Genomic DNA, 17,329 nt, shown 5'->3' with positions numbered 1-17,329 from the left:
AGCCAGTATATGAACAACGTTCCTTTTACTCATTGGGCAATCTTCCAAGCATAAACAGCCCGTTGCATTTATCCTGAGGCAAATGCCCAGCCACATGGGAGTTGTTTCACAAAAAATGAAACAGCTGTGATGGCTGTCACAGATGGTTATTATCTAATTGCAGAGCGACGTAGAGCAATAAACGATCGTCGAAATTACCCAGATCCAGACCGGTTAATTCCGAGATACGGTTAAGGCGATATTCCAGTGTATTACGATGAATATACAATGCTTTAGAGGTCGCAGTCGGCTGAACGTTATTCTGGAACCACGACACCAATGTGCGCCGCAGTAATCCATTGCCATCCGTCGCTTTCAGACGCGCCAGGGGACGCACCAGTTCGTCGGCCTGCCAGCCGCCACGCAGGCTGTCGAGCAGCACGGGTAAGATCAGATCCTGATAGAAATAACAGCGCTGTTCCGGCATCCGCTGCTTGCCTACCGTCATGGTGGTGCGTGCGGTGCGGTAAGAACGGGCGATACTGCCGGGGCCGGTAAAGAAGTTACCCAGGGAAATGCGCACGCGCAGGCGTCCGGTTTCGGTCATGCGCGACAGCAGATGATCAATGCGCTGACGGTGGCTGTCCGGATCCCAGCGATCGTAGCTGTTCAGCGCCGGTTTCAGCACCACCATTTCAGTGAGGGAAACGATAGCGATCAGGTTGTCGCGCTCCGGCGTAGTCAGCAAGGTTTGCAACTGCTGCAGTTCGGCCATGGCGGAATCCACACCAAGCTGTCCGCTGTCTACTTCTACCACTGCCGCAACGCGTGGCCGGTTCAGGTCGATGCCCAGACGCTGCGCCCACTCCATCAGCGCCGGTGAAAGCTCATCCACACGGATCAGGTTAAGCACCAGTTCTTCACGCAGACGGCTGTCCTGCGCCAGCATATGCAACAGGCGCGCCTGTTCGAGCATCATTTCCGCCGTCATACATACCAGCTCGCCATACTGACGCAACTGGGACGGATTGCCCGTCAGACCGATAACGCCCACGATCTGGCCGTCGATACGCAGCGGCAAATTGATACCCGGACGTACACCGTGCAAATGCCGTGCAACGCCTTCGTCGATATCGACAATACGCTCCTGCGAAATCGCCAGCAAAGCGCCTTCGTGCAATTCACCAAGACGCTGATCGTCGCCGCTGCCAATAATCCGTCCGCGGCCATCCATGACATTCACATTACTATCAATAATTTGCATTGTGCGGGCAACAATTTGTTGCGCCAGCTTTGCATCGAGATGATACGCCGACATGGAGCCCCTGCCTTGCCTGTTTTATCGTTGTTAAAACAGCATACTCAGGCCGTGATGCCCACACATTATGCAAATGCCCAAAGAGCGAAAGCGCCTATTGAAGTTGCGGGTAACGTCACAGTTTTAAGCAAATGCCCAACCTGCCCGGCAAAATCCGCATAATTTATGTGTATTACTGAAAAACAGGCAAAAAAAAGCACGCCGGAGCGTGCTTTGTATGCGGTCTTGCAGACGTAAATTACTGCGCCAGCAGATAAATGGAGGTATCGCCACGCTGAATATCCAGCGCCAGAACGTTTGGCTTGGTGTCGAGAATTTTACGCAGCTCACCCAGATTGGTTACTTTCTGCTGATTCACACCCAGGATCACGTCGCCTTTTTTCAGGCCGATGCGCGCCGCCGTTGAACCCGGTTTCACTTCATCGACTTTCACACCTTTCTGATCGCCTGCCGCACCGTTGCTCAGTTCAGCCCCTTCGATGCCGGTATAAATATTGCCGGATTCCACTTTCGGTGTCTGAGTGCTTTGCTCGATAGTGACGTCAACGTTCATCGGTTTGCCTTCACGCAGCAGGCCGAGCGTCACTTTAGTACCGATTGGCAAGGTGCCGATATCAGCACGGAACGAGGCGAAGCTGCTGATCGGTTTACCGTTCATGCTCAGTATCACGTCACCGGCTTTGATGCCCGCTTTCTCAGCGGCGGATTTCGGCATGACCTGGCTGATGAACGCACCGCGCTGTGCGTCAACTTTCATGGCTTTCGCCAGTTCGGAGTTCAGCTCAGTCCCCATGATGCCCAGTTCACCGCGTTTCACCTGACCAAATTCGATCATTTGTTTAGACAGGTTTTTCACCATGTTACTTGGGATCGCAAAACCGATACCGATGTTGCCGCCGTCCGGGGCCAGGATCGCCGTGTTAAGGCCAATCAGTTCACCGTTGAGGTTCACCAGCGCACCGCCGGAGTTACCCCGGTTAATTGCCGCATCAGTCTGGATGAAGTTTTCGTAGTTCTCAATATTCAGGCCGGAACGACCCAGTGCGGAAACAATACCGGAAGTCACGGTTTCGCCCAGACCATACGGGTTACCGATTGCCACGGTGTAATCACCCACACGCAGTTGTTCGGAATCAGCCATCTTAATCGCCGTCAGGTTTTTCGCATTTTCTAACTGAATAACGGCGATGTCAGAACGCGGATCCTTACCGATGACTTTCGCGTCGAACTTGCGGCCATCGTTGAGCTGCACAGTGATTTTAGTGGCGTTATCCACCACATGGTTGTTGGTGACAACATAACCTTTGTCGGCATCAATGATGACACCGGAGCCCAGCGCGCGGAAATCTTCTTTCTGTTCAGGCACAGGCTGACCGTCCGGCCCCTGGCCACCGCCCTGGCAAACCGGAGAACCCTGGAACGGCGAGCCGTCCTGGCACAGCGGTGAATTTTGACCAAAGAATTGCTGGAACTGCTGGCCCATACGCGGTGTTTTTACTGGCGCGCTGCCTTCAACGTTAACGCTCACCACGGATGGCATCACTTTTTCAAGCATAGGTGCCAGGCTAGGAAGCTGAGTGGTACTGGTGCTGGAAGACGCTGTTTCAGCAGCCAGTGCAGAAGAAACCGGGGCCATTGCCATGCCGATGCTTAACGCTAATGCGCTGAGGAATAAACTCGATTTTTTCATTTTTCAGGATCTCTTAAAATTATTGTGGCAACCAAAAATAGTCGCATTGCTTGGTAGTCGTGATACTGAGAGAGTATTAATAACGTGAAGTTCATCAGGGTCGAACGGACAATGGTAAAAAATTATTGTCAGTGCTTACAAATGGCGAACTTTCAGACAGTTCAGTAAAGAAACTTAAAGACATTTAAATTTAATCCTTAACTATCACCCTAAATAATTCGTATTACCGCAAGACGGCAAGGGCAGAAATCCCGGTGAGCTGACATGAGTCAGGGATCCGGATAACTGAAAACAGCCAATGCCTCTGTCATACGAAATATGACGGGAAAATTACTCAGCCGCCATTAGTCTTCTGTATTCATCGTATGCATAAAGGTCAGTCATACCGCTGATATAATCCTGGATCATTCGCGCCCGGTAATAAAACTCCTGCGCGGCATGTTCCGCGACCGGTAACCCTTCCAGAGCCGCCACAGCATTGTTGTAAGCCAGACGATGTTTAGCAGAAACCTTATGCAACAGACGGGTTTCTATAGGATATTGCTTGTGCGTGTCTTCCTGAACCAGACGGGTAAAATCGGTCAGCGGCATATCCAGCAGCGGGCTGTAAATATCCAGTAATCCGCTGATCACCCGATAGCCTTGTAATTCCAGCTCCTCCACTTCGTGATGATTGAATACCTGTTTGAAGGCGACCGCTTTATAAATCTCTAACAACCGGTTGGCCTGGCTGTCATCTTCGAGTAATGCATGATTAAAGGTGCCCTGATAAATATCTTCTATATGATCAATGAATCTGCGGGCAGCATGGGGCACCAGTTGTTTCACCGTCTGAACACGCAGTTCCATAAAGAAGTAATCTACCGGATTACGGAACGTTTTCGCTTTATCCATTTTTTCGTAAGCGGTGCGAACCACTTTATCGAAGAAGTCATTTTTCTCTATTGTGCCCCACTCGCGACACAGATATTGATAAAGCTGTTCAACGCTGAAAATACTTTTTTCAACTGCATCTTCCAGATCCGCAATGCAGTAAGAAATATCATCGGCCGCTTCCATAATGTAGGTGAGCGGAAAACGGTTAAATTCACCCATCCCGAGTTCGCTGCGCAGTTTATTGATGAACGGCTCTTCCGCCAGATAAAAACCCGGTTTTTTCATCAGGTAATCATGCGAGGCCAGTTTGGTCATTGAGTACGCAGGGCGGGTATATTTCAGAATGCACGCGGTCTGGCTGTAGGTCAGATTGAGTTTCAGCAAAGTGAAGACCAGCCGGATGGCCTGCGCATTGCCTTCAAAATTAGACAGATCGTAGCGGATTTTACTGCGCAGCTGATTCAGTTCAGTATCGCCTGACGTCAGGCGTAAACACGCGACCAGACAGGAATCGATTTCCTGCGGCGTTTCGCCGCAACCGGAAGTATCCATCCGCCTGGCAAACCAGTTATTGATGGCGGATTCACCAAAATGACCGAACGGTGGATTGCCGATGTCATGCATCAGACATGCCATTTCGACCACACTTTCAAACGGATCCGTCACCTCGTCCAGCCCGTAATATTCCAGTTTTCCCTGCCGGCCCAGACGATGCAAAATTTCTTTGGCAATGTGACGCCCGACCTGTTGAACTTCAAGGGAATGGGTCAGGCGGCTACGAACGGCGGCATTTTTCTCCAGCGGAAAAACCTGCGTCTTCTGTTGCAGGCGACGGATGGCTGCCGAGTTGATAATGCGTCCGCGATCGCTTTCGAACTGACGGACGACGTCATAGGCATCGCGTGCCTCTATCGGTGCGCTGAAAGGGCGCTGAAAATTGAATTTCGCTTTAAAATCGATCCCGGACATGTTTTCCCACCTTTTCAGCCACTCACACATCAAACCGACGCACTTTTTGCATTAATAACCTGCATCCCAAACGGATTATTTCTTATCTTTAGCCATGATAGACTATCGCGCATTGTTTTCGTGATTAAACCGACAATTCCGCACATGCTGCGGCTCATTCCATACACATCTGCGAGTATTCATATGAAAGTAGGCATTATCGGTGCAATGGAGCAGGAAGTGACTCTGCTGCGCGACAAGATCATCAACCGTCAGACTATCGAACGTGCGGGCTGCGAAATCTATACAGGCCAGTTAAACGGCGTAGACGTGGCGCTGCTGAAATCCGGCATTGGTAAAGTGTCTGCGGCGATGGGCACCACGCTGCTGCTGGAACATTGCCGTCCTGATGTGGTGATTAACACCGGTTCCGCCGGCGGTCTGGCGAAAACGCTGAAAGTCGGCGATATCGTTGTCTCTGATGAAGTGCGGTATCACGATGCTGATGTCACCGCGTTTGGTTACGAACCGGGCCAGATGGCCGGTTGTCCGCCTGCGTTCACCGCTGATCCGGCACTGATTGAACTGGCAGAGAACTGCATCCGTGAACTGAACCTGAACGCCGTCCGCGGCCTGGTTTGCAGCGGTGACGCCTTCATCAATGGTGCCGCGCCTCTGGCACGTATCCGCGCGACCTTCCCGCAGGTTGCGGCTGTCGAAATGGAAGCTGCCGCTATCGGTCACGTTTGCCACCTTTTCGATACGCCGTTCGTGGTCGTTCGCGCGATTTCTGACGTTGCCGATGGTGAATCTCACCTGAGCTTTGAAGAATTCCTGGTTGTCGCCGCACAGCAATCCACTCTGATGGTGGATGCGATGCTGACAGCGCTGGCAGCTTCCGAAGAATAATGATAAGCCGGTTCTGCCTCATTCTGAGCGGCCTGCTGTTGCCTGTGGTGGCCAATGCCGCACCTGCACAACGGGTGATCACGCTGGCACCCAGTCTGACAGAACTGGCGTTTGCCGCCGGTCTGGGCGACCGGATAATCGGAGTTAGTGCTTACTCCGATTATCCACCCCAGGCCAGAAAGCTTGAGCAGGTGGCTAACTGGCAGGGAATCAACGTTGAACGTATTGTGACGCTGAAACCTGATTTGGTCCTCGCCTGGCGGGGCGGTAACCCGCAACGCCCGCTGGATCAGCTGATTTCGCTGGGGATACAGGTTATCTATCTTGATCCGCAAAATGCTCAACAGGTAGTACAGGCACTGGAACAGCTGGCGGTGTACAGCCCTTCGCCGGAAAAGGCAAAACAAGCCGCGGCGGATTTCCGTCAGCAATGGCAGGCGCTGAAGCTGAAATATCGCCGCGAAAAACCGGTTTCTGCCTTTATTCAGTTCGGCACCCAGCCGCTGTTTACGGCTGCCGCCACCACAATGCAAAGCGAAGTGCTTAACGTGTGCGGCGCAAAAAATATTTTCGCTGACAGCCGCGTACCCTGGCCTCAGGTCAGCCGGGAACAGGTTTTAAGCCGTCATCCTCAGGTTATTGTTATATCAGGCGGAAAACCGCAGAAACAGGTGATAGAAGATTACTGGGGCCCGATGCTCAGTGCGCAGGTTATCGCCCTGGATCCCGACTGGTTCAGCCGCGCCGGACCGCGTATCCTTCTGGCTGCACAACAACTTTGCCCGCAGCTTGCTGCTATCCCTGAAGGGTGAATACTCACCAACATGAAAGTGTATCAACGGGCAGACCCGCAGGCGCCTTCCCGGATTGTTGTATTATTAACCGAAATCAATAATTTTTCGTCGCCTTCTGTTACTCTATCCGGCGTAACATCCTTCGTACGTTGCCACCCCCGCCTTACGATTATCTGTTTGTTAAACAAGCAAATTAATATAAATAACGGTATGAACAACGACAAAAAAGCGGTTTATCTCCGAATCGTAACAACTTCGGATTAAAGACCGCGAAAATTAGACCGATAACCTTTTCAGCCAGGCTGATTTTGTTGATCTACACCAGCAGGAATAACAATAATGAAAGCTCTTTTACTCAGTGTGCTGCTCGCACTGAGCCCGCTGTTTGCTGTCGCGGGCATGACGGGCGGCCAGATTGGCGTCAGCCTGACGATCATGCCAAGTTGCAAGATTAATGCTGCGCGCACTCACACTTCAGTCATCTGCGCCAGCCGGACGATGATGCAACCGCACATCAGCGAAAAAATGCTTACCGCCGTGCCGGGGATTAGCCCCGGTTCGAAGCTGGTGACGGTTGAATGGTAACCCCCTTGTGAATACTCACTCACCTGAGCGCCCTTCTGAACGGGGGTTTTAAGCATAAAAAAGCCCGTCTGCATGCGCAAACGGGCTTTTTCTTTGAAACGGGTAATTAAATGCTGAAAGAGGAACCACAACCACAGGTGGTTTTTGCATTCGGATTGGTCACCACAAAACGTGAACCTTCCAGCCCTTCGGTATAATCCACCGAACCGCCGACCAGATATTGCAGGCTCATCGGGTCCACCACCAGCGCCACACCGGCTTTTTCGATGGTCATGTCACCATCATTAATTTTGTCGTCAAAGGTGAAACCGTACTGGAAACCGCTACAACCGCCCCCGGTGATATACACACGCAGTTTCAGGTTAGGGTTTTCCTCATCGGAAATCAGGTTTTTCACCTTACGTGCCGCGGCCTCAGTAAACTGTAACGGCAACGCGGCTGTTTCATTCAACAATGCTTCACTCATAATTTCTCACTCCCAATCCGCATTTGTTCAGGCCGCCGGATTGACTGTCTGAATAATATACTCATTATCTTATACCTGAGTTAATGCTTCAAGTATGGGCATTTTTGGCTGCGTTGTCCTGCTCATTGGTGCTTTCAGTGGTAACCCCGGCCTGCGTTTTTTCGGCATTCTCACGTTCCTGCCTCTGTAAGGTGCGGGTCAGGATGGCGGAATACAAGGGTTTACCGCCCAAAAACTGCGCCAGCAGGGTCGCCCCCAGGCAGGTAATAATCATCGGTAAAATCAGCTGATAATTATCGGTCATCTCCAGCACCAGCACGATACCGGTCAGCGGTGCACGCACACTGGCGGCAAATAGCGCGCCCATTCCGGCAATGGCAAAAGTGGCAGGCTGAATGCCGTATTGCGGGAACCACGCCAGTGCCGCCGTACCGAATGCGGTGCCGAGCAACGTGCCCAGCGCCAGCATCGGGGCAAAAATCCCCCCCGGTGCACCGGACGCAAAGCACAACAGCGTCGTGACCACCCGGACAACGAAGATCGCCAGCAACATCATCAGGCTGTATTTTCCTGCCGCCGCCAGCGGGATCAATGCGAATCCGCCCCCGGTGGCTTCCTGATGCACCAGCCCGAGCAGGCCGCAGAATCCTCCCAACATGCCGCCGATCAGCAGGATTTTACGCAGATTTCCACCATGCACGCGGGCAAACATATCCTGCGTACGGAAAATAAGGGCGTTAAAGCAGACGCCGACCACACCAAATACCATGCCTAACACCAGATACAACCACAGTGTGTTGAGCGGCGCACTTGCCAGTTTGCCGACTTCAATCACCGCGCCGTCACCGTTAAAAATACGGAAAACGATACTCGACATGATCACGCCGATAAACACCGCTTTTATCGAGATCAGGCTGTAACGGAACTGCAGCCGCATCTCTTCGAGAATAAACAGAATACCGGCAAGCGGCGCATTAAATGCGGCCGAAAGACCGGCCGCCGCACCGGTTGCCAGCAACGAATGCCGCGCCTCCGCACTGCGCAGCCGGAAAATATCGACCATCATTTTCCCGACATTCGCGCCCATCTGAACAGTTGGCCCTTCCCTTCCCAGCACCATACCCGCGCCCAGCGTCCCCATGCCGCCGAAAAATTTCACCGGGATCACACGCCACCAGCGTACCGGCCTTAATTCCTCCAGCGCGCCTTCAATTTCCGGAATCCCTGAACCGCCCGCCTCGGGCGCATAACACCGAACCAGATAGTACCCGACCATCGCCAGTGCGGCGGAAAACACAAACGTCAGTGGCCACAGCAGGATCCAGTAATCACTGAAGACATCCAGCCCGGAAAGCCGGACCGCCATCACCCAGTTCACCGCTTTTTCGAATGCTACGCCGAGTAAACCGGCGGCCGTGCCGACCACAGCGGCGACAAGCAAAATGGTGACCGGCGTTTTATCGCGACGCAATACAAGGCGCAGGATTTCGCTGCGTTTGCGCGGACCGCGCGCGGGCGAATCCGCTAAAATTTCAGTGTCTGATTCATTCATCACGGAAGGCGAAATACAAAAAAGGTTATGGAAGGTAAATGGATTTAATCATACAAATTGCCGTCCTGACAGGATCTGCAACAAAATGCCGCACGGTTTACGGTTTGATAACGCCGCTCAGTTCACTAGAATGGGCGCGTTAATCATTTCATCACATATTGAACCCAGCAATTCAGGAGCCGAATAATGAGTAAGTCAGAAAGTCTGTTCACGCAGGCGCAAGCGCTGATCCCGGGCGGTGTTAACTCGCCGGTACGTGCCTTCTCCGGCGTCGGCGGCACCCCCTTATTCATCGCGCGTGCTGACGGCGCTTTCCTGTTTGATGCTGATGGTAAAGCCTACATCGACTACGTGGGTTCATGGGGACCGATGGTGCTTGGCCATAACAATGCTGAAATCCGCAATGCGGTGATTGAAGCGGCAGAGCGCGGTCTGAGCTTTGGGGCACCGACCGAGATGGAAGTCAAAATGGCCGAACTGGTGACCGGTCTGGTGCCCAGCATGGACATGGTGCGCATGGTGAACTCCGGCACCGAAGCGACGATGAGTGCCATCCGTCTGGCGCGTGGTTTCACGCATCGCGATAAAATCGTCAAATTCGAAGGCTGTTACCATGGCCATGCCGACTGCCTGCTGGTAAAAGCCGGTTCCGGCGCGCTGACCCTCGGCCAGCCAAACTCACCAGGCGTACCGGCTGATTTTGCCAAACACACGCTGACCTGTACCTATAATGATCTGGATTCTGTCCGCGCCGCGTTCGAACAATTTCCTGACGATATCGCCTGTATCATTGTTGAGCCGGTCGCCGGCAATATGAACTGTGTACCGCCATTGCCTGAGTTTTTGCCCGGTCTGCGGGCAATTTGTGATGAATTTGGCGCACTGTTGATCATCGATGAAGTCATGACCGGTTTCCGTGTCGCACTGGGTGGTGCGCAGGATTATTATGATGTGATGCCTGACCTCACATGCCTGGGTAAAATCATCGGCGGCGGAATGCCGGTGGGCGCATTCGGCGGGCGCCGCGATGTGATGGAAGCGCTGGCACCAACGGGGCCGGTTTATCAGGCAGGAACACTTTCCGGTAACCCGATTGCCATGGCTGCCGGTATTGCCTGCCTGACACAAGTCGCACAGCCGGGCGTTCATCAGACCCTGACCGAACGCACCACCCAACTGGCCGAAGGCTTGCTGGACGCGGCACGCAAAGAAAATATTCCGTTCGCGGTGAATCACGTCGGCGGCATGTTCGGGTTGTTCTTTACCGATGCTGAAACCGTCACCTGCTATCAGGATGTGATGAAATGTGACGTTGAACGTTTCAAAAAGTTCTTCCACCTGATGTTGGATGAAGGTGTTTACCTCGCCCCCTCCGCGTTCGAAGCAGGTTTTATGTCTATCGCCCATACGCAGGAAGATATTCAGCGCACCATCGATGCAGCACGTCGTTGTTTCGCTAAGCTTTAATAATGTAAATTAATTTATTATTCACGGGAGGAATACCTTCCCGTGATATATATAATATCTGTATTTTATTTAACCACCGCCAAAAGATACAATTCCGGCTTTTCAAATATCACTTCAAATGAATGATGCAAAGGAATTGTATTCAGCATGGTATATAAAAATTATTTAACTTCCAGGACGACAGGGAATATACCTGTTAAATCCCGGATCTCTGTACTCAGAATTGCCCTTTATACCGCACTCCCTCTTTTTCTGGCACAGGGAATTCCTCCGGCAATGGCGGCCTCTGCGCCGGTAAAAGCAAACAGCGGAGCGACCCTGCTCACAACCACGTCTTTCGATGGCACCGACACATTATTCCAGCCTGCAGAAAGCCTTACCGATCCCACAGGTACTGCCGTCATTGTTACGGGTGACGGGAATACTTTCGAAATGGTACGGCCTTCACCGTCAGACAGCGAAAGCATTGTGCCTGAAATAACCGGAAAAAATGGTATTTTATTTGAGGGGAATAATTCAACACTTAATAACACTGTAAGTATTACTACAACCGGAACAGAATTTGCCGGTAATGATTATGCTGTACGAATGCAAGGTAGCGGAACGGTCAATAATAGTGAGTCTGGTTATATTGAATCTCAGTCCGATGCTATCTATCTCCAGAAATTTTCAACCGTAAATAACAGCGGCACAATAAAAGCGTCCAATCCTGGCAAACCACGCACAGCGGTTTATTTTTATAACGGCGGCCACTATAACAGTAACGCAGGTGGCGTGGTGAACAGCACCGGCTACGGTGTGATATTCAACTCAGCAGCAGACGGCGATCCGCAAAGCCAGATACTCAATTCCGGACTCATCTCAGGTAAAACCGGCGGTGTGTTAGGCAGGGGAAATTCCAATGGGGTGATAGTCAACCAGGCCGGGGGCACGATATCTTCTGAACTGGATTCAGGCATCCTGATTTCTGACACTGCCAGTTTCGATATCACCAATTACGGCACCCTCTCAGGGAAAGAAGCAGCGGTTAATTTCTCAGGCACTGGCAGCAATTCCCTGACACTTAGCACCGGATCCGTGCTCGACGGCGACGTTATCAGCAGCACAGCAGACACCAATACCCTGGTGCTTTATGAAACCGGATCTGAGGATGCCAATTTTACCGGCACGTCGGCCGGCACTGGCTTTAAAACGCTGACGATGAACGGTAATGACTGGGCATTGTCCGGTGATATCAACCTTACCGGCAGCGATGAATCAACATTGTTGGTTAACCACGGACAACTGACCCTGAGTGGCAATGTCACCTCGGCGGGAAATGCCCTCATCAATAGCGGCGGCGGATTACTGGTTGAGGCTACCGGCTCCCTGACCGCACCTGAAGTAAATGTCGCGCAAGGTGCCTGGTTTGCTTCACAAGGGAATGTTACGGGTGACATTAATAACAGCGGAACGGTGATGGCCTATAACGCCCTGCCCGGTAAAGCATCAGTCACCGCTGGCACAACAACGTTGCAGGGAAACATGAACAATGCCGGCACACTGTTGCTGGGCGGCGGCCAGGTAGGTAATCGCTATGTCATTACCGGCGATTATACGGGCGATAACGGAACCGTAGTGATGAACAGCGAACTGGGCGATGATGCATCACTGACTGACACACTGGTGATCGGAGGTAACAGCTACGGACAATCTTTCCTGACCGTCAATAATATCGGTGGAATGGGCGCTGAAAGCCTGCAAGGCATGGAAGTCATCAGTGTAGAAGGCACTTCTGACGGGCAGTTCTCGCTGGCGAACCGCGCGGTTGCCGGGGCATATGAATATAACCTGTTCCAGAATACCCAGAATGGCGACTGGTATCTGAGTTCGGCAACCGCGCCGGAACCGGATCCCACCCCGGAGCCCGACCCTACGCCCGATCCCGATCCTACGCCTGAGCCTGATCCAATTCCTGATCCCACCCCGGATCCCATTCCTGACCCCACGCCTGAGCCGACGCCGGACCCGACACCGGCACCTTCGCTCTATCGCCCTGAAACCGGTGCTTATCTCGGTAACCAGCTGGCTGCGCAGCGTATGTTCACGTTGCAGCAGCATGATCGCGGTACTGCACAAAAAAGTGAGGACGGGCGGGCCTGGCTGTTCATTCACAGCGATGCGACTGAGCTTAATGCGGCGGGCGGCGATTTATCCCTGGATATCAACAGTACCGCACTGCAACTGGGAACTGAGCTTCTTACCGGCGATACGGCCAGTGGTGGCCAGTATCAGTTAGGCATCATGGCAGGTGTTGGCGAAAGCAGGACTCAATCGCAAGCAGAGGGCAACCACTACGGCGCAACGGGTAAAGTAAGCGGTTATAGCGTGGGGACCTATGCGACCTGGTATCAGGATGCGCAGCACCAAAAAGGCTGGTATGTAGACAGCTGGGCACACTATGCCTGGTATGACAACAGCGTTCAGGGCGACCAGTTGGACAAAGAAAACTACCGCAGCCAGGGGATCCAGACTTCACTGGAAACAGGGTATCTGCTGGCTTTCGGCCAGTCAGCAACCCGTGAATGGACGGTTGAGCCTCAGGCGCAGGTTATCTATAACCGCTATGACAGTGAAAACCACACCGAAACCAACGGTAGCCGTATCACCGGCGGCAGTGATGATGCATTGCAAAGTCGCGCGGCTATTCGCTTATCTAACCGTAGCAGCAATGACAGCAGCGCACTGGTTCCTTATGTAGAAGTGAATTGGGAAAATGGCCAGTATGCAGATTCTCTGACCTTTAACGGCGATACCCTCAGCAGCGATGTCCCGGAAAACCGCTATGGATTGCGGATGGGTCTCAGCGGAAAAGCGTCAGAAAACATACAGGTCTGGGGTCAGGCGGGTGCCTCTGCCGGTGAAAATGATTACAGCAACTATCAGGCCGCTGTCGGTTTAAAAGTGAATTTTTAAGACGATATCAGCTGATTTCAGGGCACTCACCGGAGTGCCCTTTTTTATTATTGTGCCTGCTTTCTCAGCAGATAAATAAAGTACGGTGCGCCGATAAACGTCGCCAGCAAACCAGCGGGGATCTGATCCGGGAAGATGATCATACGTCCGCACCAGTCGGCAAAGACCATCAGCAACCCGCCCAGCACGCTGGCGACCATCCACTGCGGGATCGCCCTGCGAAATCCCATCATACGCGCCATATGCGGTGCCATCAGCCCGACAAAACTCAGCGGTCCGACCGTCAGCGTCGCCGCTGCCGTCATCACCGCCGCCAGCAGTAAGATCGCCACGCGGGTGGGCGTCAGCGCCACTCCGACCGATTTCGCCGTCACGCTACCCAGTGGCAGAATATTGATCCAGCGGCGGCAGAATGGCACAAGAACCATCAGCACCCCGGCCAGGATCAGCGTGCGCCACGCCGCTTGTGCAGAAACGGAATAGGTTGAACCGGAAAGCCAGGTCAGCAAGCCGCCCATGCGCGGATCGCCGCTCGCCAGCAGCAACGTCATCAGCGTGGTGAATGCGGTACTCAGCGCGATACCGGTCAGTAACATACGTTCGGCCGAAAAACTTCGCAGCCCCGAGGCGACCATAATCACCAGCAGCGTCAGCGCCGCACCGGCCGTGCCCGCCGGCAACAGCCATACAAAGGCATCGCCCGGCACGATAAACATCATCACCACCACACCCGTCGCCGCACCGGAGCTGATCCCCAGCACTTCCGGGCTGGCCATTGCATTACCGGTCAGTTTTTGAATCAGCACACCGGATGACGCCAGCATCACGCCTGCCGCCAGCGCTGCCAGCACGCGCGGTAAACGCCACGGCAACAGTGCCTGCAGGTCGGCACCGGTTGACCAGCTCCAGCCGGTGGCGTTACGTCCGGCCATCAGCGCAACCATCAGGCCGAAGAACAACACGGTCAGTGCCAGTGACACCCAGCGCACCAGATGCTGACGTTCATCAGGCACGTGGTCGCCCTGATTCATCGGCGGCGGTGCCATGTTATTACGCAGACGCGGCAGCAGCCATAACAGCAGCGGCGCACCCACCAGCGCCGTCGCGGCACCGGTCGGAATTTCCATCCAGAATGTGGTGATGGTTTGCATCACCTGATCGGTAAACCAAAGCAGCAACGCACCGATCACCGGCGCCATGACCAGCCGTACAGCCAGTCGACGTGCGCCCAACATTTTTGCCAGAAGCGGTGCAAACAGGCCAATAAAGCCGATAATCCCCACCGCATTAACCAGTTGCGCACTCATCAGAATCGCCAGCGTCAGCACAGCAAGACGCGCCGCTGACAGCCCGAGGCCGAGATTTTTGGCAACACCGTCATCCAGCCCCAGCAACGTCATCGGACGCTGCAACAAAAATGCCAGCAGCCAGACGATAATCACACGTGGCAGCAGGAAACTCGCCACATCCCAGTCCTGCTGGTTCAGCGCACCACTGCTCCACATGTACAAACTTTGCAGATTCTGATAGTTGAAAATGCCGATCAGGCCGTTCACCGCACTGCAATATAAGCCGAGCACCAGACCGGCGAGGATCAGCGTGACCGGTGACATGCGTTTGCCCCAGGCAATACCGAACACCAGTGCACCGATAACCACCGCGCCCGTCATGGCGGCAAACTGCTGGGTGATCATTCCGCCCGGCAGCGCCCACAAAGTGGCCACCGTCAGACCGAGCTGTGCGCCCGCCGAGACACCGAGTGTTGCGGGTTCCGCCAGCGGATTGCGCAACACCTGCTGGAACAGCAAACCGACCAGTCCCAGCCCGGCTCCCGCCAGCAAGGCCACGACGACACGCGGCAGCAAACTGTAATGAAAAAGCATCTGCTGAACATTGTCGATATCAGGATGCCATAGCGCGCCGCGCCACTGCGCATAAGGCAGTTGCTGATGCAGGTTGTAGATACTGAGCGCACCGGCGGCCAGCGTCAGGAGAATCAGCAGGAGCAGCGAAACGCTGAGCGCACGGCGATTCATACCGGTTTCCTCAGGGTTCGGGTTAACGTCTTGCAGAAGTGCATCGCGCTGAAGGTTGCGCCGTAATACCACACGGCGGGCACGATGCTGAACTGATCCGCACGTACGAACGGCATGGATTTCCACAGCGGCGTTTTCGCCACGGCATCCATCATGTCGGTGTTGTCATGTTCGAAACACAATACGCGGGCATTTTTAATGCTGGCCAGGCGCTCAACGCCCACCGATACGCTGCCCCAGAAGCTGCCTTCCCCCGCCCAGGCGTTAGTCAGCCCGAGTTCGCCCATCACTTCATGGAACATGCTGCCTACGCCAAACACCAGAACGTGGCGCGTATCAATGAAGGTGATTAACAGCAGCGGCTGATGCGCGACCGGCTTCAGTTGCTCGCGGGTTTGCGTCAGCGTGTTGCGGTACAACTGCAAATGCGTTTCGGCGCGATGCTGTAACCCGAGGGTATCGGCCAGTTTATGCAGAGAACTGATGGCCAGATTTAGCGGTTTCGCCGAACCGTCATTGGCTTTAACGCCCAGCACCGGCGCGATCGTTTCGAGCTGACGGGTGGTCGGGCCATAACCGGAAGTGATCAGCAACAGCGAGGGTTTCAGTTGCTGAATAAGTTCCATATTAGGTTCGGTACGCTGACCGACATCAATCACGCCCGGAGCCAGCGTCGGTTCAACAACCCAGGTGTTGTAATTACGAATATCTGCAATCGCCAGCGGCATCACGCCGAGTGCGATCAGCAACTCGGCAGGCAACCATTCAAGGGCAATAATCCGGCTGAGATCAGGACGCGCTGCCGACAGTGTCGGCAGCGACGTCAGCAACGGGGAAAGCGCCATCATCTGCAACAGACGGCGACGGGTTAATCCTGAAAAGTTTGAAATATCAGACATATTAGTATACGAAGCTCACCGGCGCGCCACCCGCAGGATGCGGCAGGATACCCATCGGAATACCATAAATTTGTTCAAGCACATCGCCGCGCATCATCTCTTGCGGCGCGCCCTGTGCAATCATTTCGCCACCGCGCAAAGCCATCAGCTGATCGCAATAACGTGCGGCCATGTTCAGGTCATGCAGCACCGCGATCACCGTTAAGCCTTTTTCACGGCTCAGACGCTGGATCAACGCCAGCACGTCTTTCTGATGGGCAATATCCAGCGCAGAAGTTGGTTCATCGAGCAGCAGGCAACGGCTGTCCTGCGCCACCATCATTGCCAGCCAGGCGCGCTGACGTTCGCCGCCGGAGAGGCTGTCTACCAGACGCCGGGCAAACGGTTTGAGGCCGACCAGAGCAATAGCTTCTTCAACCTTTTCTTTGTCCTGAGGCTTGAAACGCCCCAGTGCGCCGTGCCAGGGATAGCGGCCAATCGCCACCAGTTCCTGTACGGTCATACCTTCTGCGGCAGGAAGCTGCTGCGGCAGGTAGGCAACCTGACGCGCAAAGGCTTTACTGTCCCACTGTGCCAGTGGCGTTTCATTGAGATAAATCGTTCCGGATGTCGCAGACTGATGCCGCCCGAGCATTTTAAGTAACGTCGACTTTCCCGACCCGTTATGACCAATCAGTCCACACACTTTTCCTTGTGGAAAAGTCAGCGACAGTGGCGCCAGCAGCGTTCTCCCCGGCACGGTAAAGCTGACATCTTGCAGGCGAAATACGCTGTCTGGCAGCGGGGAAGAAGGATGTACGTTGTTATCAGGCATAAGATTTTCTACGTCGACATCTGGTTGAGAACAGGAAACGG

Annotated in this window: 13 protein-coding genes; 5 read left to right on the top strand and 8 right to left on the bottom strand. The window is 53.7% G+C overall.

Annotated elements, in window-relative coordinates; genetic code table 11:
• Positions 1-136 precede the first annotated feature (136 nt).
• The 3 genes from ACOZIO_RS10050 to dgt all read right to left on the bottom strand — a co-directional run bounded on the left by ACOZIO_RS10050 (position 137) and on the right by dgt (position 4,832).
• Positions 137-1,297, bottom strand: coding sequence for a CdaR family transcriptional regulator (locus ACOZIO_RS10050; RefSeq protein WP_129953122.1), 1,161 nt, complete (start codon positions 1,295-1,297; stop codon positions 137-139).
• 238 nt (positions 1,298-1,535) lie between these two features.
• The gene (gene degP, locus ACOZIO_RS10045) at positions 1,536-2,987 is read right to left on the bottom strand and encodes a serine endoprotease DegP (RefSeq protein ID WP_129953123.1); all 1,452 of its coding nucleotides are present in this window, start codon (positions 2,985-2,987) and stop codon (positions 1,536-1,538) included.
• Between the two features lie 330 nt (positions 2,988-3,317).
• The gene (gene dgt / locus ACOZIO_RS10040) at positions 3,318-4,832 is read right to left on the bottom strand and encodes a dGTPase (RefSeq protein WP_129953124.1); all 1,515 of its coding nucleotides are present in this window, start codon (positions 4,830-4,832) and stop codon (positions 3,318-3,320) included.
• 183 nt (positions 4,833-5,015) lie between these two features.
• Here dgt and mtnN point away from each other — a divergent pair, with 183 nt between their 5' ends.
• From mtnN to ACOZIO_RS10025, 3 genes are all read left to right on the top strand, one after another.
• A complete protein-coding gene (gene mtnN, locus ACOZIO_RS10035) occupies positions 5,016-5,720 on the top strand; it encodes a 5'-methylthioadenosine/S-adenosylhomocysteine nucleosidase (protein ID WP_129953125.1) in 705 nt (234 codons plus the stop codon).
• Positions 5,720-6,532, top strand: a complete 813-nt coding sequence (gene btuF / locus ACOZIO_RS10030) for a vitamin B12 ABC transporter substrate-binding protein BtuF (protein WP_421595240.1) — start codon at positions 5,720-5,722, stop codon at positions 6,530-6,532. The genes mtnN and btuF overlap by 1 nt, the downstream gene beginning before the upstream one ends.
• Before the next feature lie 321 nt (positions 6,533-6,853).
• Complete coding sequence (locus ACOZIO_RS10025) at positions 6,854-7,099, top strand: hypothetical protein (RefSeq protein WP_421595239.1); 246 nt, start codon at positions 6,854-6,856, stop codon at positions 7,097-7,099.
• A 106-nt stretch (positions 7,100-7,205) separates the two neighbouring features.
• Here the strand turns inward: ACOZIO_RS10025 and erpA are convergent, their stop codons facing one another.
• On the bottom strand, positions 7,206-7,565 hold the full coding sequence (erpA, locus tag ACOZIO_RS10020) for an iron-sulfur cluster insertion protein ErpA (RefSeq protein ID WP_370278338.1): 360 nt from the start codon (positions 7,563-7,565) through the stop codon (positions 7,206-7,208).
• Between the two features lie 88 nt (positions 7,566-7,653).
• The gene (clcA, locus tag ACOZIO_RS10015; RefSeq protein ID WP_129953128.1) at positions 7,654-9,117 is read right to left on the bottom strand and encodes a H(+)/Cl(-) exchange transporter ClcA; all 1,464 of its coding nucleotides are present in this window, start codon (positions 9,115-9,117) and stop codon (positions 7,654-7,656) included.
• A 186-nt stretch (positions 9,118-9,303) separates the two neighbouring features.
• Here clcA and hemL point away from each other — a divergent pair, with 186 nt between their 5' ends.
• Together hemL and ACOZIO_RS10005 are read left to right on the top strand one after the other, a co-directional pair.
• Positions 9,304-10,584, top strand: a complete 1,281-nt coding sequence (gene hemL, locus ACOZIO_RS10010) for a glutamate-1-semialdehyde 2,1-aminomutase (protein ID WP_129953129.1) — start codon at positions 9,304-9,306, stop codon at positions 10,582-10,584.
• Between the two features lie 276 nt (positions 10,585-10,860).
• Entirely contained in the window at positions 10,861-13,539 is a 2,679-nt protein-coding gene (locus ACOZIO_RS10005) for an autotransporter outer membrane beta-barrel domain-containing protein (protein WP_165383730.1), read from the top strand.
• Positions 13,540-13,586: 47 nt separating this feature from the next.
• Here the strand turns inward: ACOZIO_RS10005 and fhuB are convergent, their stop codons facing one another.
• From fhuB to fhuC, 3 genes are read right to left on the bottom strand one after another with little or no spacing between them, the layout of a single operon-like run.
• Complete coding sequence (gene fhuB / locus ACOZIO_RS10000; RefSeq protein WP_129953131.1) at positions 13,587-15,575, bottom strand: Fe(3+)-hydroxamate ABC transporter permease FhuB; 1,989 nt, start codon at positions 15,573-15,575, stop codon at positions 13,587-13,589.
• Positions 15,572-16,474: a Fe(3+)-hydroxamate ABC transporter substrate-binding protein FhuD gene (gene fhuD, locus ACOZIO_RS09995; protein WP_421595238.1), complete on the bottom strand. Its 903-nt coding sequence runs from the start codon at positions 16,472-16,474 to the stop codon at positions 15,572-15,574. Before fhuD ends, fhuB begins: the two co-directional genes overlap by 4 nt.
• A 1-nt stretch (position 16,475) precedes the next feature.
• A complete protein-coding gene (fhuC, locus tag ACOZIO_RS09990; RefSeq protein WP_129953327.1) occupies positions 16,476-17,288 on the bottom strand; it encodes a Fe3+-hydroxamate ABC transporter ATP-binding protein FhuC in 813 nt (270 codons plus the stop codon).
• Between the last annotated feature and the right edge of the window lie 41 nt (positions 17,289-17,329).

The organism is Rahnella sp. PD4 (genome assembly GCF_049199325.1).
In the GTDB taxonomy this organism is placed as follows: domain Bacteria; phylum Pseudomonadota; class Gammaproteobacteria; order Enterobacterales; family Enterobacteriaceae; genus Rahnella; species Rahnella perminowiae.
Note: the sequence above shows the minus strand (reverse complement) of the source record. Positions and strands in the feature narration are given on the sequence as shown.

Coding starts and splice junctions, on each gene's coding strand:
- ACOZIO_RS10025 (WP_421595239.1), top strand. CDS start 6,854: ATGAAAGCTCTTTTACTCAGTGTGCTGCTCGCACTGAGCCCGCTGTTT.
- mtnN (WP_129953125.1), top strand. CDS start 5,016: ATGAAAGTAGGCATTATCGGTGCAATGGAGCAGGAAGTGACTCTGCTG.
- erpA (WP_370278338.1), bottom strand. CDS start 7,565: ATGAGTGAAGCATTGTTGAATGAAACAGCCGCGTTGCCGTTACAGTTT.
- degP (WP_129953123.1), bottom strand. CDS start 2,987: ATGAAAAAATCGAGTTTATTCCTCAGCGCATTAGCGTTAAGCATCGGC.
- hemL (WP_129953129.1), top strand. CDS start 9,304: ATGAGTAAGTCAGAAAGTCTGTTCACGCAGGCGCAAGCGCTGATCCCG.
- fhuB (WP_129953131.1), bottom strand. CDS start 15,575: ATGAATCGCCGTGCGCTCAGCGTTTCGCTGCTCCTGCTGATTCTCCTG.
- fhuC (WP_129953327.1), bottom strand. CDS start 17,288: ATGCCTGATAACAACGTACATCCTTCTTCCCCGCTGCCAGACAGCGTA.
- ACOZIO_RS10005 (WP_165383730.1), top strand. CDS start 10,861: ATGGCGGCCTCTGCGCCGGTAAAAGCAAACAGCGGAGCGACCCTGCTC.
- fhuD (WP_421595238.1), bottom strand. CDS start 16,474: ATGTCTGATATTTCAAACTTTTCAGGATTAACCCGTCGCCGTCTGTTG.
- clcA (WP_129953128.1), bottom strand. CDS start 9,117: ATGAATGAATCAGACACTGAAATTTTAGCGGATTCGCCCGCGCGCGGT.
- ACOZIO_RS10050 (WP_129953122.1), bottom strand. CDS start 1,297: ATGTCGGCGTATCATCTCGATGCAAAGCTGGCGCAACAAATTGTTGCC.
- dgt (WP_129953124.1), bottom strand. CDS start 4,832: ATGTCCGGGATCGATTTTAAAGCGAAATTCAATTTTCAGCGCCCTTTC.
- btuF (WP_421595240.1), top strand. CDS start 5,720: ATGATAAGCCGGTTCTGCCTCATTCTGAGCGGCCTGCTGTTGCCTGTG.